Below are 16,434 nucleotides of genomic sequence, written 5' to 3'. Positions count from 1 at the left end.
GCGTTTGCGACCGCATGGCTCGGACGGCTTCTCCGGGGGCGGCTGACGTGGGGGGAGGGGGTGGATCAGACGGGAACGTCGGGCTCGCTCTTCTTCCGACGATGCAGCCGCTTGGCGTGAGCCGCCGGGCGAGAAACGTGGCTTGTCCCATGATAGCTGGGTATCACGGCCGTGCGCTCGCGGAAGCGCGTGGCAGCTTTGCGGCCGTGGCGCCGTCGACGCGGTGCGCCCGAGGTCCTCCTCGCCCTCATCAGCGCCGCTGGTGCAGCGGCCGCATCATTCCCAGCCGCGTGTGCGCTCGAGCGCAGCGCGCAACGCGCCGCACCGGCCCATGCGATCCACACTTTCGGCGAACGATTTCCTCACGTCGTAGGCGAGCTGCGTGGGAAATCCGTTGGATGCGAGCTCCCTGTTGTATGCCTTCTTCAGGCACAGCGCTTGGTCGGGCGCGGGCAGCTCATCGAGCTCCGCACGCCTTCCCTCCCATGACTCGATGTCCCCGACGTGGCGGCCCCCGTGCTCGCGGCGGCAGATCTCGCTCGCGCGCCGAACGTTCTGGTAGAGCCATGCCTCGATGCTCCGGAACGGGCAGACGAGAAGGAGACGCTCGATCTGCAGCACGGGCGCAGGCGGCTCGGCGTCGTCCTTGGCTCGCAGCCTGGTCCGAGGAGCGTTCGCGCGACCCCGCTCGGCGACCTGCGGCAGCTGCGTGAGGACCCGTCGATCGAACTTGTCGAGGTTCTCGCTGGTGTTCCGCTCGGCCCACGGCCGATCGCCGTCGAGATGGAAAACGACGAAGGTGTTCGGCGATAACAGCTTGCGCGCGATGTACCTGAGCAGCCGGATGCGTCGCTCGTGCTCGCGCGGGTTCTTCCCGTCGGTCTTCCAGACGTTGCCGCGCATCGCCTCCTCCTCCTTCGGCTCGCTCGGAAGGAAGTCGACCCGATGGCGCCCGTAACCGGGAACGACGAGCTCGAGCATCCGGCCAACGAGCGCCTCGACGGTCGCGCGACCGTCCTCGCCGCTGTCCTCCGTGAGGATCACGATCGAGAGGCGGGCCCCCTCGTCGCTCACCACAGCCCTCGCGACTGCAGGATCTCGCTCACATGCTCGACGCCGACCTCGTATGCGGCGAAGAACTCCGCTGCGTCCTCGTCGCTCATGTTCGTCCAGGTCCAGGCCGGTCTGCCGCCGCGCCGCTCGCCGCGACAGAGCACGAAGCTATGGTGGATCTGCTCGGGCGAGGTGATGGGGACGTAGTCGAGCAGGAGCGGGTTCTGGCTCGTCAAGAACGCCTGACGCTCTCCGATGGCCTCGACACACGCCGTGATCCAGTGATGATGCAGGCCGTTCACGAGCTCGTCGGCGATGACGATGTCGTCGTTGCAGGCGAGGTAATAGAAGAAGGTGAGCAGGCGCTTCTGCCCGTAGCTCAGGCGCGCGTGGGTGATGAACTCGCCGCCCTCCCACCAGAACCGGAATACGAGATCTCCCAGCGTCAACGTTTCGATGTCGTGTCCCCACGGGTGCCGTTCGGTCACCTCCACCTTGAGCTCGGAGCCATCGAATCCCATGATCTTCCTGAGGATGTCCAGGAAATCGAGCTCGGTGTGCGTGAAGACGTAGTCAGACTTTGTTCGCGCATGCATCGCTTCCAGTCTGAGAACAAGCACATCCGGCAGGAGAAGGACGCCAACTACAGGGACCAATTTCCCTTTTTGATAGAGTATGGCCCTCTGGTGAGCATCTCTCGACCCGGTGAGCCACGTGAAGAGCTCCAGCGATTCATCGAATCGCCGGGCGGCGCTCGCGAGTAGAACGTTGTCGTGCATGGATTTCGCGATGGGTCCTGGATCCTGCGCCATGTAGACCCAGAGGAACCCAGGATCGAGGCACGATAAGTCGCGAGCCCGCCCGACCGGCGGCTCATCTCCTACTGTGAGTCCATGTTCGCTGTCGTACCGGATGTGGTGACGAGCTCCGGATGACGAGTCCTCGATTGTGACAGCTGCCACTGCTCGCCAATGCTCCGGCGAGTCGATGATGATGCGAGGCATTGTCCCAGCAACGCTCGTCTGATCTTTGTTGCTGACAGCGACGACCGCTTTCGCCTCTCCCGGGATCGCGAGCTCGTACTCCACCGCGAACTCTTCCCTGGCCAGGCTGCTGAAATCCGACCTCACCACCATCGAGATCAGCTCGAGCAGCGTCGTCTTTCCGGTCCCGTTCTGGCCGAGCATCACGTTGAGCCCGTCCGAGAACCGGAGCTCCGTGCCCGGTGCCACGCCCCGGAACTTCTCGATCCGCAGTCGCCTGAGCTTCAGCATCGCGCGCCGACGTTAGCCTGCCGCGCTGCGCCGTCAACGGCACCGGCCCGAGCGCGGCGCCGCGCGCTCCCCCGCGTCGCCGAGCGATCGCGCCGGCCGGCGCCGCCGATCCGCGCCGCTCAGCGCGCGACGAGGCGCATCGGGGGGCGGCTGTGCTGGATGTGCTCGGTCTCGAGCTCCTCGAGCTCGAACGCCCTGTCCATGTCCATGTCGAGCTCCGCGAGCTCGCGCTGCGTGCTCTCGCCGTTGTCGAGATCGTCGAGCTCGCGCATGAACCGGTCGATCTCCACGCACGTCGCGGGCGAATCCACGGGCGTCATCGACTGCTCGTGCATGAGCTGGATGAGCTCCAGGATGGTGGCGAGCTTCTGCGACACGACCTCCAGCCCGTCGCGGGTCTGGCTCCAGCACTCGGCGCGCCGGTAGGCGATCGAGAGGCGCCGCTCGGACAGCCCGCGGGTCCGCCCCGCGGACGTGCTCCGGACCGCCTCGAGCGAGCGGATCGTGTCCATGAGCTCGCCGTGGTTGGTCATCGCGAGCGACTCCTGGCCGGCCTTGTGCGCGATCGCGAGGCGGATGTAGCTCATGATGAGGCGGCTCAGGCCGAAGCCCTCGTCGAGCAGGGGCGGGATCGATCCGCCGCGGCGCCGGATGTTCTCGCGGGTGCGATCGATCAGCCGGTCGAGGCGTGCGAGCTCCTGCTGGTGCCGGATGTCCATCTGCCGGATCAACGACTCGCGCGCCCTCGACCAGGCCGCCCGATCCACCTCGTCGAGCTGCGCGTCGATGCTGCGCCGGAAGAAGCCGCGCCAGGGGATGACGCACAGGATCACGAGCTCCGCCCCGAGCCCGAGCAGCAGGAGCAGCGGGCTCCAGCCGATGAAGCTCAGGAGGAGCGCGCTCCCCACGACGAGCAGGTTGTACGGGTGGACCAGCACCCGCCCCAGGTACGTGCTCGCGGTGCGCCTCCGCAGCGGTGCGACCTGGACGCCGAACGCTGCCAGCATGGCCCTCGACTCGGCCATGCTGGCGCCAAGCACATCCTCCAATCGGCAAAGCTCTCGATCGCACGTCGTCATGGAGCCCCCCTCCTCACCTGGTCCTGTGGTCCTCGTGCCACCTCACCCCGTTCACCACCCCCCGCGGCCGGACCGCGACCGACGGTCGGCGGTCCGGCGCGCCTGCGCGCGCCCCCGCGCCGATGCGTCTCAGCGCGCTGTGAACGCAGGTCACGCCCGCCGAGCCCGCGCCGGCAGCCTCCTGCCCGCGGAGCCCGCCTTGGAGGACCGGGCGCCCACCGCGCTCATCGGCCGTCCAGGCGGTATCACCATGAAAACTCAAGCTTTCACGGCGGCGCTGCAGCATCGCCGGCTCCACGAAGTCCATGCTTTCCCTGCTGTTCGCGTCCCGAAGGCCTCATGAAGGACCGCGGTGCGTCGCCCGAGCGCAGCGCCGCGGTCGATCTGGGAGCGAGCAGAGCGGGCTCCGTGCCAAGCGCTCCGGCACCGCGCGGCGCACGATCGGCGAGGGGACGCGCTCAGGCGGGGAGCGGACGGGCTGCGTCCAGCACGTGGACGCCGGGGGCGCCGAGCGACATCGGCACGCGCTCGAGGCCGACTTCACGCGCCGCGGCAAGCCATGCCGTCGAGGGCGGCGCGCCGCCGACGAAGAGGGAGACGTCACCTCCGCCCGCGCCGCTCGGCGCGATCGCTGCTCCTTCGGCGGCCGCGGCGGGGCGGAGGCGCCTGAGCGCGGGGGTGACGATCGGCGCGCCCGAACGGTCGCCGAGCTCGGCGAGCGCGTCGACCTGCCGATCCAGCGCGGCCACGAGCGCGCGGGCGTCCGCGGCAAAGGCCGCGGCGCGCGCCCCCTCGGCGGCCGCGCCGAGCAGCGCGCGGTGCGTCTCCGGCTCGCGGGCCGCGAGCGCGCGCACGCGCTCGAGCATGGCGCTCGTGCGCGCCGAGGCGTCGCTGGCGAAGACCTCGATCACGAGGCCGCCCGGCAGGGCGTGCGGCGCCACGTCGAGCTCGCCGCCCGGCCCGAGCCGGCAGCAGAGCACGCCGCCGTAGACGCTCGCCGCGACGTCCACGCCGCTGCCGCCGCCCTGCGCGCGCCGGTGCGCCGCGAGCGCGTCGAGGAAGAGCGCGCGGGGGTCCCACGCGGGCGCGCGCTGGCCGGCCGGCGCCGCCCGCGCTTCCGAGGCCGCCGCGGCGCGCGCGGCGAGCGTCGCGACGAGGATGGCGGCGCTCGATCCGAGGCCCAGCTTGCGGCTCGCCTCGCGGGGCGGCGCGCCCGGCGAGGCCAGAGGCGGCTCCGGCTCCGCCGAGCGGAGCGCGGACGCGTCGAACCACGCCGCCACGTCGAGCGCGCCCGCGTCGATCGCGGCCTGGACCTCCTCGGTGACGAGCGCGGCGGGTCGCGCCGGGTCGGCGAGGACGTACCGATCGACGGCGGCCACCAGCGCGGGCGCGCCCTCGAGCACGGCGTAGGCGCCCGAGAGGACCAGCTTGCCAGGCGCCCGGACGATCACGCGCCCCCGGACGAGGGCGCGAGGCGGGCTCCGCCGCCGGGGATCGCCGTGATGGTGCGGAGGACGCCAGGGACGGCGAGCAGCGCCGCGCCCACGGCGGCCTGCGCCTCGGGCGTCGTGAAGACCTTCACGTGCGGGCCGGCGTCGATGGTGAAGAACGCCGGCGTCCCCTGGGCGCGGAGCCTCCGCACCGCGGCGATCACCTCGACGGTGGCGCCGGTCCAGTAGAGCAGGCCCGGCGAGGCGGCGATGCTCGAGGCGTGCATGCACAGGGCGCTCGCCTCGGCGGCGGCGCCGAGCGCGGCGAGGTCGCGCGCGAGGACCGCGGCGCGGACCGCGTCGAAGAGCGACGGCGCCGCGTCCACCCACGCGGGGAAGTACGGGCTCGTCATCGCGGTGTGCCGCATGCCGTCGCTGGAGCCCACGTCCTTCGGGCCCTCGCGCGTCACCGCGATCACGACCGCGAGCGGCCAGTGGTCCTCGGGCGCGAGCGGCGTCGCGGCGAGCGCCTCGTCCCCGGGGCGGCCGGCGCGGAGCTCGACGAAGCCGCCGAACGCGGACCGCGCGGCCGAGACCGAGGTCTTCCTCGCGAGATCGCTCACCAGCGCGGGCGCGGTGGGCAGGCCCGCGGCGGCGCTCGCGGCGAGCGCGAGCGCGGCGAACGCCGACGCGCTCGAGGCGAGGCCCGCCGCTGTGGGGAAGTCGTTCCGGCTGACCACGCGGGCGCGCTCGCGCCGCCCCGAGGCGGCGCGGACCCGGTCGAGGAGCCCTGCGACCCGGCGCGTCGGCTCCGCGTCCGGCGGCAAGGCCGCGCCGCCGAGGTGGAGCTCGTCGCGGTCGAGCGACGCGTCGAAGGCGACCTCGGTCGTCGTCGCCATCCCGGCGAGCGTCACCGAGAGGCTCGGGACGGCGGGCAGGTTGTGGCCATCGGCCCGCTTGCCCCAGTACTTCGCGAGGGCGATGTTCGGATGGGCGATCGCGGTCGCCCGGCTCACGATGCTCATGCTTGCTCCTGTGACTCCGTCCTCGTCACGCCCGCCTTCACCCGGGTGACGAAGCCGCTGTACCCCGCGTCGCGCCAGGCGGCGAGCACGCGGTCCGCGGCGCCGTTCGACGCCTTCGCCCCGCCGTCGCCCGGTGGAGGCGGCGGGAGCAGCGCGATGACCGAGCCGCCGCCGCCGGCGCCGGTGAGCTTGGCGCCGAGCGCGCCGGCCTCGCGCGCGAGCTTGCACAGGGCCTCGATCGCCTCGGTCGAGACGAACATGCCGGCGAGGAGCATCTGGTTCAGGTCCATCAGCCGGCCGAGCGCGACCGCGTCGCCCGCCTCGATCGCGAGGGCCGCGTTCTCGACGAGCGCGGTGATGCCCGCGATGGACGTCGCGGCCAGCGTGGGCTTGCGCTCGAAGAGCCTCGCCACGAGCTCGACCATGCTGCGCGTGGACGACGACACCCCGGTCGAGCCCACGCAGAGCCACAGGTCGTCGCGCGGGGCGACGGAGGTGGCGCCGTGCGCCCGGGTGAAGCGGAAGCAGCCGCCGCGGGCCGCGGCCGTCGTGTCGATGCCCGACGGGTTGCCGTGGAACACGCGCTCCCAGGCGGCGGCGGCGTCGGTCACGGCGGCGGCGTCGGCCGCGGTGTGCACGGCGGTTGCGCTTTCGGACGCGGTCCGCGCGGCGGCCGCGGGCGTGCGTGCGAGCGCGGCCACCGACCGGGCGATCGCGACCCCGAGCGCCGCCGAGCTGCCCAGGCCGCCGCCGGGCGGCAGATCGCTCTCGGCCTCGACGCGCACTGGGCCGACGTCGGGCAGCGCCCCGAGGAGCGCCGCGAACGCCCGCGCGACGTCCTCCTCGGCCGGCGCCGCGCGGAGCTCGCGCCCGCCCAGCCGGAGGGCGCTCGCGCCGGAGCAGCGGGTTGCCCGCGCGCGGGCGCCGCGCTCGATGCCGGCGGCGAGCGCGGGCGCCCCGTACACGACGGCGTGCTCGCCGAGCAGGATGACCTTGCCGGACGCCTCGCCGAGCGCCTCGGTCATGCGCCGGTCCACCGGAGCGCGCTCGCGGCCCCGCACAGGATCTGCCGCGCCGACGCGCTCACGGGCAGCGAGCGCGCGAGGACCTCGGCCTCGCCGCACAGGGCGGAGAGCCGCTCCTCGACCGCGCGCCGCGCGCCGCACGCCTCGAGCGCGAGCGTCGCGGCCGCCACGGCGTCGTCGCTCGCGTCCTTGCGGCCGAGCGCGCGCTCGACGGCGCTCCGGCCGGCGGCGTCGAGGCGCCCCTCGGCCGCGGCCAGCACGGCGGTGCGCTTGCCGGCGCGCAGGTCGTTGCCGACCGGCTTGCCGGTCGCGGCGGCGCTCCCGAAGGTGCCGAGGAGGTCGTCGCGCAGCTGGAAGGCGACGCCCACGGGCGCCGCGAACCGCTCGAGCGCCGCCACGGTCTCGGCCGGCGCGCCGGCCAGCGTGGCGCCGAGCGCGAGCGGGCCGCGCACCGTGTAGCTGCCGGTCTTGAGCGCGTGCATCTGCTCGACGTCCTCGGCCCGGCCGACGACGTCCAGGTGCTGCCCGATCACGACGTCCTCGTGCATCTCGCAGAACAGCCGGACGGCCGCGAGCGTCGTCGCCGGCGGCGCGTCCGCGCCCGCGAGCGTGCTCAGCGCGAAGCTCCAGGTGAGGTCGCCCGCGAGGATCGCGGATGACGCCCCGAGGTGCGGATCGCCGAGCGTCTCGGTCAGCGCGACGTGGACGGTGCGATCTCCGCGCCGGACGGTGTCGCCGTCGATCCAGTCGTCCTGGATGAGCAGGTACGTCTGGAGCAGCTCGAGCGCGACGCCGGCGTCGATCGCGGGGCCGAGCGGCGCGTCCGGCGCGACGCCCTGGTAGGCGGCGACGAGCAGCCCCGCGCGGAACCGCTTGCCGCCGCGCAGGGTGAGGCTCCTCGCCTCGGAGACCATGGCCTCGACCTCGCGGCCGTAGCGCTGCACGGAGGCCGCCTTGTCGCGCCAGCGCTGATCGAGCGCGGCGTCGACGCGGGGGCGGATCGAGGAGAGAAAGTCGAGGAACAGGCGCGCGCCGGGATCCGCTGTCCCTTCGAGCGTCCGATCGCCGGCGCCGGGCGCGCTCTCTCCGTCCTTCGTGTGCGCTGTCATGGAATGCGCGGCAGCCTAGGAGCCGGACGCGAGGCGGTCAATCTCGGCCGAGAGCGCGGGGAGTCTCGCCGCGGAGCGGCGCGGCCGAGGTGGCTTGGGTCGTGCAATGCGTGGTGCTCGCGTCGCGGGGCCGCGAGCGCCGCGCGGAGGCTCCCTGCGAGATCGCTCGTGCGGAGTTGCGCGCCGAGCCTCGCCGTGGCCGCAGGGAAAGGGGGACTTTGATGAAGAGATCACCGGATGGGGTGTTGGGCGTCTTTCTCCTCGTGACCCTCGGCGTCGCCGGGTGCAGCGGCCGCGACGCCCGCGAGGATCTCCCGGAGAGCGCCGATCGCGGCGTGTTCCGCGCGGCGTCGCCTGCCGCGGGGTCGCCTGGCAGGGAGACGCGATTCCTGCCCGCATACCGCGTGATCGGCGGCGGCGCCGACGTCGCGCGGGCGTCGGCGCTCGCCGGCGCGCTCGGGCTCGCGGAGGATCCCGCGCGCGGAGGCGCTGGCGTGCTCGTGGCCGACGGCGCGATTCGCTACCTCGACAGCGCGCGATTCCAGCGCTTGCCCACGAGGAAGGCCGACGCGCCGCCCGCGCCTGGGTTCCGCGACGAGCGTGGCTTCGAGACGTCGGCGGGCGATGACGCCCTGGATTTCGAGGCGCTCGCGGCGCTGCGCGTCCTGCCGGAGCCGGACGCGGCGGCGCGGGCGTGGGCCGCGCTGGACGCCGCGGGCCTGCCGGCCGGGAGCGACATCGCCGTCGGCCACTCGCTGCTCGAGGCGGTCGACGCGGAGGGGCGAACTGTGGCGCGGGCAGAGCTCGACACGCAGGTGAGCTTTCGCGACGAGCTCGAAGGGATCCGGCTGATCGGCCCCGGGGCCAAGGTCCGCGTGACGTTCGACGGCGAGGGCGCCGTGACCCACCTGATCTACGCGCGGCGCGAGCTTGGGCGAGGGGAGGACGTCGCGATCGTCCCGGCCTCCGAGGCCCCCGCGCTGTGCGCCGGCGCGCTGGGCGGCGGCGCGGTGATCGCGGCCGAGCCGGAGCTCGTCTATTACGCGCCGCCGCTCTCCCGCGAGGTACGGCGGATCCTGCCCCATTATGTGTGCAGCGCACGGCGGACGGTCGGCGGGGAGGTGGTGGACGTCCGCAAGCGGATCGTGCCGGCCGTCATAGACGCTCCGAGGGCCGAGATCTCGGTGCGTGTGGACGGCGCGACCGCGCTCGCGGAGGCGAGCGTCACCGGAGGTACTGCTCCATACACGTACAGGTGGGTATCGTCGGCGCGCTCGCTCGACGGGCTCGACGTGCTCGGCGAAGGGCGCGAAGGGCGCGAAGGGCGCGAAGGCGGCGCGCGGGTGAAGGTGTCTGGCGTCTCTGGCCTTCGCGGGGAGACGGAGACGCTCTCGCTCTATGTCACGGACGCCGACGGTCTTGTCGCGACGGCGGCGCAGCGGCTCTCGTTCGGCCGCGCGTCGGCGGGGCTCGGCGCGGCGCGCCCGCCGCTCCCGCCGCCGGTCGACGATGGCCGCGCGGCGGTCGGCGCCGAGTGGGTCGGGCTCTGCGGCGGCCTGGATCACTCGGCGGCGAACGTCGATGGGCTGATGAAGAGCTTCCGGGAGGGGGGCATCGACTCTCGCTTCAACTGGGGCGATCAGCGCGCGTGGGAGGTCGATTTCAAGGATCCGGCTCTGGGCGGCCAGGACGCGTCGTTCGCGGATTCGGTGGATCTCACGTTCTACACGGGGCACGCGAACGGCGTCGGGTTCATGTTCTGCAGCGCGATGAACGACCGGGTCCTCCATTTCAGCGACGCTCGCTGGGGCAACGCCAACCTGGAGTGGATGGTGGTGGCCGCCTGCGGCCCGCTCCAGGACGACGGTGGCGCGTGGCGCTACCGGTGGGCGGGCGCGTTCGATGGGCTGCACCTCTTGCTCGGCTATGCGACGGAGTCGTTCGACGATACGACCGAAGGATCGATGTTCGCGCGCTACCTGCTCGACGACGCGAGCCCGGCGCCGGTGCGGCAGGCGTGGGTGACGACGGCGATCGAGGTCCAGCCGGACGACGAGGTGATCTACGCGGTGATGGGGGCGTACGGGCAGGGGTGGACGGTGCCCAACTACGATGATCATTTCTGGGGGAAGGGGCCGGTTGGGCCGGATCTGGCGGGGGCCGCGAGGATCGGGTTCTGGCGGATCTCCGGGCCGACGTAGCGCGCCGAACAACACCGGACCGATCCAGGCGGACGAGGGCATCGGTATTCACCAAGCTCGTTCGCTCGCGCTCAGGCCACGACGCCCGCCCCACCATCGCTCACCAACGTGAACGTTCACGACTACGACCACGTTCACGTTGGTGACCGATGGGCGGCGGGATTCGTGCACTGAGCCCTCGACTGCCTGGCGACAGGGGGTTTTGTTCGGCGCATTCAGCCGTGTGTTATCGAATTCGTCCTTCAGGCAACGTCAGACGCCCGCTCTGGGTGCACCATTCTCAGTACCCTAGCCACTTCGCGTCGAGCTCGATCGAGCAGCGATCGACGAAACGAAACCCGACCCCGCCCCCGTCCGTGCCCCCGATCGTGTACACCGACTCGTTCGCCTGCGGCCGATGGTCGGTCGCGCTGAACGAGATCGGCCCCGCCGTCATCCCGTCGAGCACCACGTTCTGGAAGCCCTCGAGCGCGGCCTTCAGGTCCTCGCCGGTCGGGTGCGTGCGGCCGGCGTCGACGGCCCGCTCGACGGCCTCGCGCCACATGAGCGCCGCGGCGTGGCCCTGGACGTACGGCTGGTCCTGGTACAGCTCCAGCGGGTGGCCGTCCTTCTCCCGGTAGGCCCTGTGGATCCGCAGCATCTCCGCCATCCCGCTCGAGTGCTGGGTGTCGCCGTAGACGGGCACGGGGAACAGCCCATAGAAGATCCCCGCGCAGCCGGCCCCGCAGATCGCCAGGGTCCTCTCGCCGATGCCCCAGTTGTTCGCCATCACGCGCAGCTGCCAGCGGTTCTTCTCCGGCCCCGGGAACGCCTGCTGGATGAGCTTCTGCGCCGCGGCCGCGCCCTTCCCGACGAAGGACGAGGAGAGGACGCTGTTGCCGGCCCAGAACCAGCTCGCCGGCACATACGACGGGTCCGCTCGCTTCTTCTCGATCTCCCGCTTCACATAGCCGATCACCGCGTCGACGATGCGCCCCTCATCCTCGAGGGACGACGTCTGCGGGACGATCAGATCCTCGCCGAGCAGCATCCCGGGCAGCTCCTCCACGTAGGCCTTGCCCGCGGCGAGCGGATCGACGCAGTAAAGACACTTGTCTATCGTGTCGTGCACCATCGCGATGCGCCCGGGCGCGATCTTCCAGGCGGCCTTGATGCCGATGCGGATCGCTGTCGAGTAGTCCGTGGCCGGAAAGAAGATGTAGGGGTATCCAGGGCTCGTCTTGTGCTCTGTCGCGGAGGCGCTCTGGCCCAGGGCGTTGAACTCGGCATGGGACACGTCCGCCGAGATCGGCACCGGCGTGGCGAGCGAGCCGGCGTACGAGCCGGGAATGATGAGCTTCTTCTCCTCCGTGAGCCTCGGGGCCACACGGGTCGTCGGCCCGGTGCCGAACACGAACAGCGTGGAGACCTCGCTCCACCCGGGCTGCCGCCGCCACGCCTCGATGACCTCCTCCGTCTTGGCGGGGTCGTACTGCGCGTCCTTCATGTCGACGTCGATGGGACAGCCCCGGAGCCCTCCCTGACTGTCGTTGAGGTGACGCAGGTAGTCGTAGACCCCGTAGTTGTAGGGCGGCGAGATGTCGGTGGCCGTCCCCGTGTCGCCCGTCGTGATCCGGACGCGGAGCACCCCGGTGCAGCGAGCGCCGGCGTCCGGCTCGACGAGAACGGCCGCGGCGGAGCCGGCAGCGGGCGCCTGCCCACCATGGCGGCGCGTCGAGAACGCCGCCGCCGCGACCAGCACGGCCGCGCCGAGCGCCCCGATCCAATAGCTGCGCTGCTGAGGCCCGGCGGCCGTGCGGAGGTTCGACTTCAGGCTCGTCGAGTCCGAGGCGGAGCGCCCGGGGCCCGGCGTCCCCGAGGTCCTCTGCCCGAGCTCCTCGTCGAGGGCGATCACGGGCTGAATGCGCCTTCCTTCTGCGCCCTCGAAATGGCTCACGCGAGAGAGGCGGGGCTCGACGGGCACGCTCGGGCGGTCCACGCCCTGCGCGCTCTGCTCGAGGTACGTCTGGACCTGCCGCTGCATGCTCGCCCGGCGCTCCGCGAACACCCCCAGCATGCTCGCGCCGATCTCGTCGGACCCGACGTCCTCGCCCGCCGCGCGCAGGTAGTCCTCGAGCGCCGCGCGCATCTCCTGCGCGGTCGCGAACCGCTTCGCCGGATCGCGGTCGAGCGCCCGCGCCACGATGGCGTCGAGGGCCGGGGGGACGTCCGGCCGGAGGAGCGAGGGCCGCGGGATCTCGTCCACGGCCGCCAGCTTCCAGAGCGCGCTCACGGCGTCGCCCCCGAAGAGCCGCTCCCGCGTGAGGAGCTCCCAGAGCACGATCCCCGCGACGAAGATGTCGGCCCGCCGATCGGTCGACCCGCTGCCGACGGCCTGCTCCGGCGCCATGTACGACGTCTTGCCCTTCAGCTTCCCGGTCTCGGTGAGGTCGGTGTTGATGGACGCCTTGGCGATGCCGAAATCGAGCAGCTTCACCGCGCCGTCGTACGTGACGAAGATGTTGTGCGGGGAGACGTCGCGGTGGACGATGCCGAGCGGCGCGCCGTCGTAATCGCGGAGCTCGTGCGCGTAGTGGAGGCCGCTCAAGAGGTCGGCCACGATCCTGACCCAGACGCCGCGCGTGAAGCCCGCCCCGCCCGGCACCCCCTCGGCCACCGCCCTCATGATCGCGCTGAGCGGCTGGCCCTCCAGGTACTCCATCACGGTGAAGTAGCCGGCGTCGTCGTGATCGACCTCGTAGGTCTGGACGATGTTGGGATGGTTGAGGCGGGCGGACAGCTTCGCCTCGTCCAGGAACATGGTGACGACCTTCTCGCCGTCTCCGCCCGCTCCGCCCACGCCGCGATGGCGCTTGACAACGACGAGCTTGTTGAAGGACCCCGGCCCGCGCGCGATCGCCAGGAACACGTCGCCCATCCCGCCCCGGCCGAGCTTCGCGATCAGGCGGTACTTGCCCATGATCGCCGCCTGGGTCGGCTCCGCGTCCGAGGTGTCTTGACCCGTGCCCACCATGTTACCGGCCGTCCTCAGGGGCGCGCGATGCTCCGAGCGGACTGGGTATAGGAGCAAAGCCGGTTACCCTTGTCAACGTCCCCGCGGGCCGGGCCACGGCAGGCTGCCGGCGTCTTGCGTCTTTCACGTCGCTTTTCACGTCGGGCCGTCGGAAAGCGCGGGCGCAGCCAGCGGGAGCGGGAGCCGCGCCCGCGCGACGGCGTTCGCGCCCAGCGTGACGGCGCGTCGCCACCGGGATATATCTCGGAGCTCCTTCAGCTCCTTCAGCTCCTTCAGCTCCTTCACCTATTCACGAATGCGCCCGAGGTACAGCGCGCCTCGTCCATGGGACGCATGGACGAAGCGCGTGGACGGACCGCGCTCGCCGGAGCGCGGTGGAGCGAGCAGGGCCCAGAGACCCATGCAGGAAAAGCATATTTACCATCGAGACGAGCTCCCCGACTCCTTCCGGTGGCAGGCCGTGTCGTTCATGCGGGTGGCGTGGCCGTCGATATTCACCGGTCCACTCCGGCTGCTCAAGCACACGTATCCGCCCGACATGGGCACGGTCCACTTCACGATCAGCGAGGAGGAGGTGCTGCTCAGCTACGCTTCGGTGATGCGCCTCTCGCTGCCGCACGCGGGGGAGGAGCACGTCGTCTATGGCCTGGGCAACGTCTTCACATTCCCGCCCTACCGGGGCGAAGGCCACGGGAGGCAGGTCGTGGAGATGGCGACGCGCTTCCTCCAGGACAGCGACGCCGATGTCGCCGCGCTGTTCTGCAACCCCAGCCTCGAGCGCTTCTACGCCGGATGCGGCTGGGAAGCGCCGCCCGGCGCGATCACGCGCATCGGCACGCCGGAGCGCCACTCCGAGTACAAGGAGCTCAGGATGATGCTGTTCCTCTCGGAGAAGGGGCGTCGCGCCCGGGAGGCGTTCGCGCGGGAACCGCTGTACGTGGCGTGGCCATGGTGAGCACCGGCGCGCAGGCACCGGGGGCATCGGCGGGCGGCGCGGCTGCCCGCGAGGCAGCCCTCGGGGCCAACCTCCGGGCGGGTTTCGGGCGGATCGACGACCCAGCGCGCGGCGCAGGGCTCGCCCCCCGGGCGCACCTGGTGCGCGCAGCCCTGCTGTAGCGATCGGGCTCAGGAAGAATCAGGGCAGCCTTCCGGCCGCATTTCGGCCAGAATTGGCGTCGAGGGCGGGCAGGGCCTGCGCTTTGCAGAGCGCGTTCGACCCAGAGAGCCAGGAGGGTACGCAAGTGTCCGTAGCAGCCAGCCAGAACAGCCAGAGCTCGTTCCACTCGGAGCCGCCGCCGCCGGTGTCGATCCCCGGCCTGCGGGCGAAGATCGCGAACGAGAAGCTCAGGCAATGGATCGCCGAGGTCGTCGCGTTGTGCCAGCCGGACAACGTGCACGTGTGCGACGGCTCGAAGGAGGAGTACGACGCGCTGTGCGACCAGATGGTCAAGGCGGGCACGCTCATCCGTCTGAACCCGGAGAAGCGCCCGGACAGCTACCTCGCGCGCTCGGACCCGAGCGACGTCGCGCGGGTCGAAGACCGCACGTTCATCTGTAGCCGGCGAAAGCAGGACGCCGGCCCCACCAACAACTGGGCCGAGCCGCAGGAGATGAAGGCCACGCTGCGCCGGCTCTTCGCCGGGTCGATGCGGGGCCGCACGCTCTACGTCATCCCGTTCAGCATGGGCCCGATCGGCTCGCCTTACTCGCACATCGGCGTGGAGCTCAGCGACTCGCCGTACGTCGCCGCGAGCATGCGCATCATGACGCGCATGGGGCGCAAGGTGCTCGAGGCGCTCGGAGACGGCGATTTCGTCCCCTGCCTGCACTCGGTCGGCATGCCCCTCGCCCCGGGACAGGCCGACGTGCCGTGGCCGTGCAACGCCGAGCACAAGTACATCGTCCACTTCCCGGGAGAGCGGCTGATCTGGTCCTACGGGAGCGGCTATGGCGGCAATGCGCTGCTCGGCAAGAAGTGCTTCGCGCTGCGCATCGCCTCGGTCCTCGGCAGGGAGCAGGGGTGGCTCGCGGAGCACATGCTGATCCTGGGGGTCGAGTCGCCGAAGGGCGAGAAGACGTATGTGGCCGCGGCCTTCCCGAGCGCGTGCGGCAAGACGAACTTCGCCATGCTCATCCCGCCGAAGGCGTTCGCGGGCTGGAAGATCACGACGGTGGGCGACGACATCGCCTGGATGAAGCCCGGGCGGGACGGGCAGCTCTACGCGATCAACCCCGAGGCGGGCTATTTCGGCGTGGCCCCGGGGACGTCGGACAAGTCGAACGCGAACGCGATGGCGACCATCCGGAAGGGGACGATCTTCACCAACGTGGGGCTCACGCCCGACGGCGACGTCTGGTGGGAAGGGATGACCGACGAGCCGCCGCCGGAGCTCATCGACTGGCAGGGGAAGCACTGGACCCCGGACTGCGGCCGCAAGGCGGCCCACCCGAACGCGCGCTTCACGACGCCTGCGTCGCAGTGTCCGTCGATCGATCCGCGCTGGGACGACCCGAACGGGGTGCCCATCAGCGCGATCGTCTTCGGCGGGCGGCGCGCGACGACGGTGCCCCTCGTGGTCCAGTCGTTCAACTGGAGCTTCGGCGTCTACACGGCCGCGACGATCGGCTCGGAGATGACGGCGGCGGCGGCCGGCAACATCGGCCAGGTGCGCCGCGACCCGATGGCGATGCTGCCGTTCTGCGGCTACCACATGGGCGATTACTTCAATCACTGGCTGCAGATGGGGCGCCAGATCGTCAATCCGCCCCGCATCTTCTCGGTGAACTGGTTCCGCAAGGACGACCAGGGCAACTTCCTCTGGCCGGGCTTCGGGGAGAACATGCGCGTCCTCAAGTGGATCGTCGACCGCGTGCACGGCCGCGGCTTCGCGGAGGAGAGCCCGCTCGGCTGGATGCCGCGCTACGAAGACATCGAGTGGCGGGGCATGGACCGCTTCTCGAAGGAGCAGTTCTACCAGCTGATGGCGGTCGACCGCGAGGCGTGGAAGGTCGAGTTCGGCTCGCACGGGGAGCTCTTCGAGCGGCTCTACGACCGGCTGCCCAAGGAGATCCTGCTGATGCGCGAGCTGCTCCTGTCGCAGCTCTGGCGCTCGCCGGAGCGGTGGGAGCTCGCGCCCGAGCGCTACCTCGAGGAGCACGAAGACGACGACGTCGACGAGCCCGGCGCGTAGAGGCCTCCCCGGGTGAGCGCGCCCGCGCGGCACA

12 protein-coding genes are annotated in these 16,434 nt (G+C 71.5%); 3 read left to right on the top strand and 9 right to left on the bottom strand.

The genetic code is table 11. The features are described from left to right. Window positions 1–276 precede the first annotated feature (276 nt). From WMF39_RS23175 to WMF39_RS23145, 7 genes are all read right to left on the bottom strand, one after another. On the bottom strand, window positions 277–1,074 hold the full coding sequence (locus tag WMF39_RS23175) for a hypothetical protein (RefSeq protein ID WP_437747634.1): 798 nt from the start codon (window positions 1,072–1,074) through the stop codon (window positions 277–279). Continuing rightward, a complete protein-coding gene (locus WMF39_RS23170) occupies window positions 1,071–2,327 on the bottom strand; it encodes an AAA family ATPase (protein ID WP_437747633.1) in 1,257 nt (418 codons plus the stop codon). The genes WMF39_RS23175 and WMF39_RS23170 overlap by 4 nt, the downstream gene beginning before the upstream one ends. Window positions 2,328–2,446: 119 nt before the next feature. Next, the gene (locus WMF39_RS23165; protein WP_437747632.1) at window positions 2,447–3,334 is read right to left on the bottom strand and encodes a hypothetical protein; all 888 of its coding nucleotides are present in this window, start codon (window positions 3,332–3,334) and stop codon (window positions 2,447–2,449) included. 530 nt (window positions 3,335–3,864) lie between these two features. Next, a complete protein-coding gene (locus WMF39_RS23160; RefSeq protein ID WP_437747631.1) occupies window positions 3,865–4,857 on the bottom strand; it encodes a hypothetical protein in 993 nt (330 codons plus the stop codon). Continuing rightward, complete coding sequence (gene mvaD / locus WMF39_RS23155) at window positions 4,854–5,861, bottom strand: diphosphomevalonate decarboxylase (RefSeq protein WP_437747630.1); 1,008 nt, start codon at window positions 5,859–5,861, stop codon at window positions 4,854–4,856. Before mvaD ends, WMF39_RS23160 begins: the two co-directional genes overlap by 4 nt. Further along, window positions 5,858–6,886 (bottom strand): mevalonate kinase, encoded by a 1,029-nt coding sequence (gene mvk, locus WMF39_RS23150; RefSeq protein WP_437747629.1) that lies wholly within the window; start codon window positions 6,884–6,886, stop codon window positions 5,858–5,860. The genes mvaD and mvk overlap by 4 nt, the downstream gene beginning before the upstream one ends. Continuing rightward, on the bottom strand, window positions 6,883–7,995 hold the full coding sequence (locus WMF39_RS23145; protein WP_437747628.1) for a polyprenyl synthetase family protein: 1,113 nt from the start codon (window positions 7,993–7,995) through the stop codon (window positions 6,883–6,885). The genes mvk and WMF39_RS23145 overlap by 4 nt, the downstream gene beginning before the upstream one ends. 221 nt (window positions 7,996–8,216) lie before the next feature. On the opposite strand from WMF39_RS23145, the gene WMF39_RS23140 reads away from it, so the two are divergent. After that, on the top strand, window positions 8,217–10,196 hold the full coding sequence (locus WMF39_RS23140; protein ID WP_437747627.1) for a DUF6345 domain-containing protein: 1,980 nt from the start codon (window positions 8,217–8,219) through the stop codon (window positions 10,194–10,196). A gap of 280 nt (window positions 10,197–10,476) precedes the next feature. On the opposite strand, the gene WMF39_RS23135 is transcribed toward WMF39_RS23140, so the two are convergent. Both WMF39_RS23135 and WMF39_RS23130 read right to left on the bottom strand, forming a co-directional pair. After that, window positions 10,477–13,209 carry a protein kinase domain-containing protein gene (locus tag WMF39_RS23135; RefSeq protein WP_437747626.1) on the bottom strand — a complete coding sequence of 911 codons (2,733 nt, stop codon included), beginning with the start codon at window positions 13,207–13,209 and terminating at the stop codon, window positions 10,477–10,479. A gap of 135 nt (window positions 13,210–13,344) precedes the next feature. Continuing rightward, window positions 13,345–13,494 (bottom strand): hypothetical protein, encoded by a 150-nt coding sequence (locus WMF39_RS23130; RefSeq protein WP_437747625.1) that lies wholly within the window; start codon window positions 13,492–13,494, stop codon window positions 13,345–13,347. Between the two features lie 115 nt (window positions 13,495–13,609). On the opposite strand from WMF39_RS23130, the gene WMF39_RS23125 reads away from it, so the two are divergent. Beyond that, window positions 13,610–14,164 (top strand): hypothetical protein, encoded by a 555-nt coding sequence (locus WMF39_RS23125; RefSeq protein ID WP_437747624.1) that lies wholly within the window; start codon window positions 13,610–13,612, stop codon window positions 14,162–14,164. Between the two features lie 346 nt (window positions 14,165–14,510). Then, window positions 14,511–16,400 carry a phosphoenolpyruvate carboxykinase (GTP) gene (locus tag WMF39_RS23120; RefSeq protein WP_437748015.1) on the top strand — a complete coding sequence of 630 codons (1,890 nt, stop codon included), beginning with the start codon at window positions 14,511–14,513 and terminating at the stop codon, window positions 16,398–16,400. Window positions 16,401–16,434 lie beyond the last annotated feature (34 nt).

Source organism: Sorangium sp. So ce1504 (genome assembly GCF_051521635.1).
GTDB classification, from domain to species: Bacteria; Myxococcota_A; Polyangia; order Polyangiales; family Polyangiaceae; genus Sorangium; species Sorangium cellulosum_B.
The sequence above is the reverse complement of the archived record's forward strand: the minus strand, read 5'-3'. Positions and strand labels throughout refer to the sequence as shown.

What these genes read in the sequence shown, in the direction of transcription:
- WMF39_RS23170 (WP_437747633.1), bottom strand. Translation starts at nt 2,327, where the DNA reads ATGCTGAAGCTCAGGCGACTGCGGATCGAGAAGTTCCGGGGCGTGGCA.
- WMF39_RS23165 (WP_437747632.1), bottom strand. Translation starts at nt 3,334, where the DNA reads ATGCTGGCAGCGTTCGGCGTCCAGGTCGCACCGCTGCGGAGGCGCACC.
- mvaD (WP_437747630.1), bottom strand. Translation starts at nt 5,861, where the DNA reads ATGAGCATCGTGAGCCGGGCGACCGCGATCGCCCATCCGAACATCGCC.
- mvk (WP_437747629.1), bottom strand. Translation starts at nt 6,886, where the DNA reads ATGACCGAGGCGCTCGGCGAGGCGTCCGGCAAGGTCATCCTGCTCGGC.
- WMF39_RS23145 (WP_437747628.1), bottom strand. Translation starts at nt 7,995, where the DNA reads ATGACAGCGCACACGAAGGACGGAGAGAGCGCGCCCGGCGCCGGCGAT.
- WMF39_RS23140 (WP_437747627.1), top strand. Translation starts at nt 8,217, where the DNA reads ATGAAGAGATCACCGGATGGGGTGTTGGGCGTCTTTCTCCTCGTGACC.
- WMF39_RS23135 (WP_437747626.1), bottom strand. Translation starts at nt 13,209, where the DNA reads ATGGTGGGCACGGGTCAAGACACCTCGGACGCGGAGCCGACCCAGGCG.
- WMF39_RS23125 (WP_437747624.1), top strand. Translation starts at nt 13,610, where the DNA reads ATGCAGGAAAAGCATATTTACCATCGAGACGAGCTCCCCGACTCCTTC.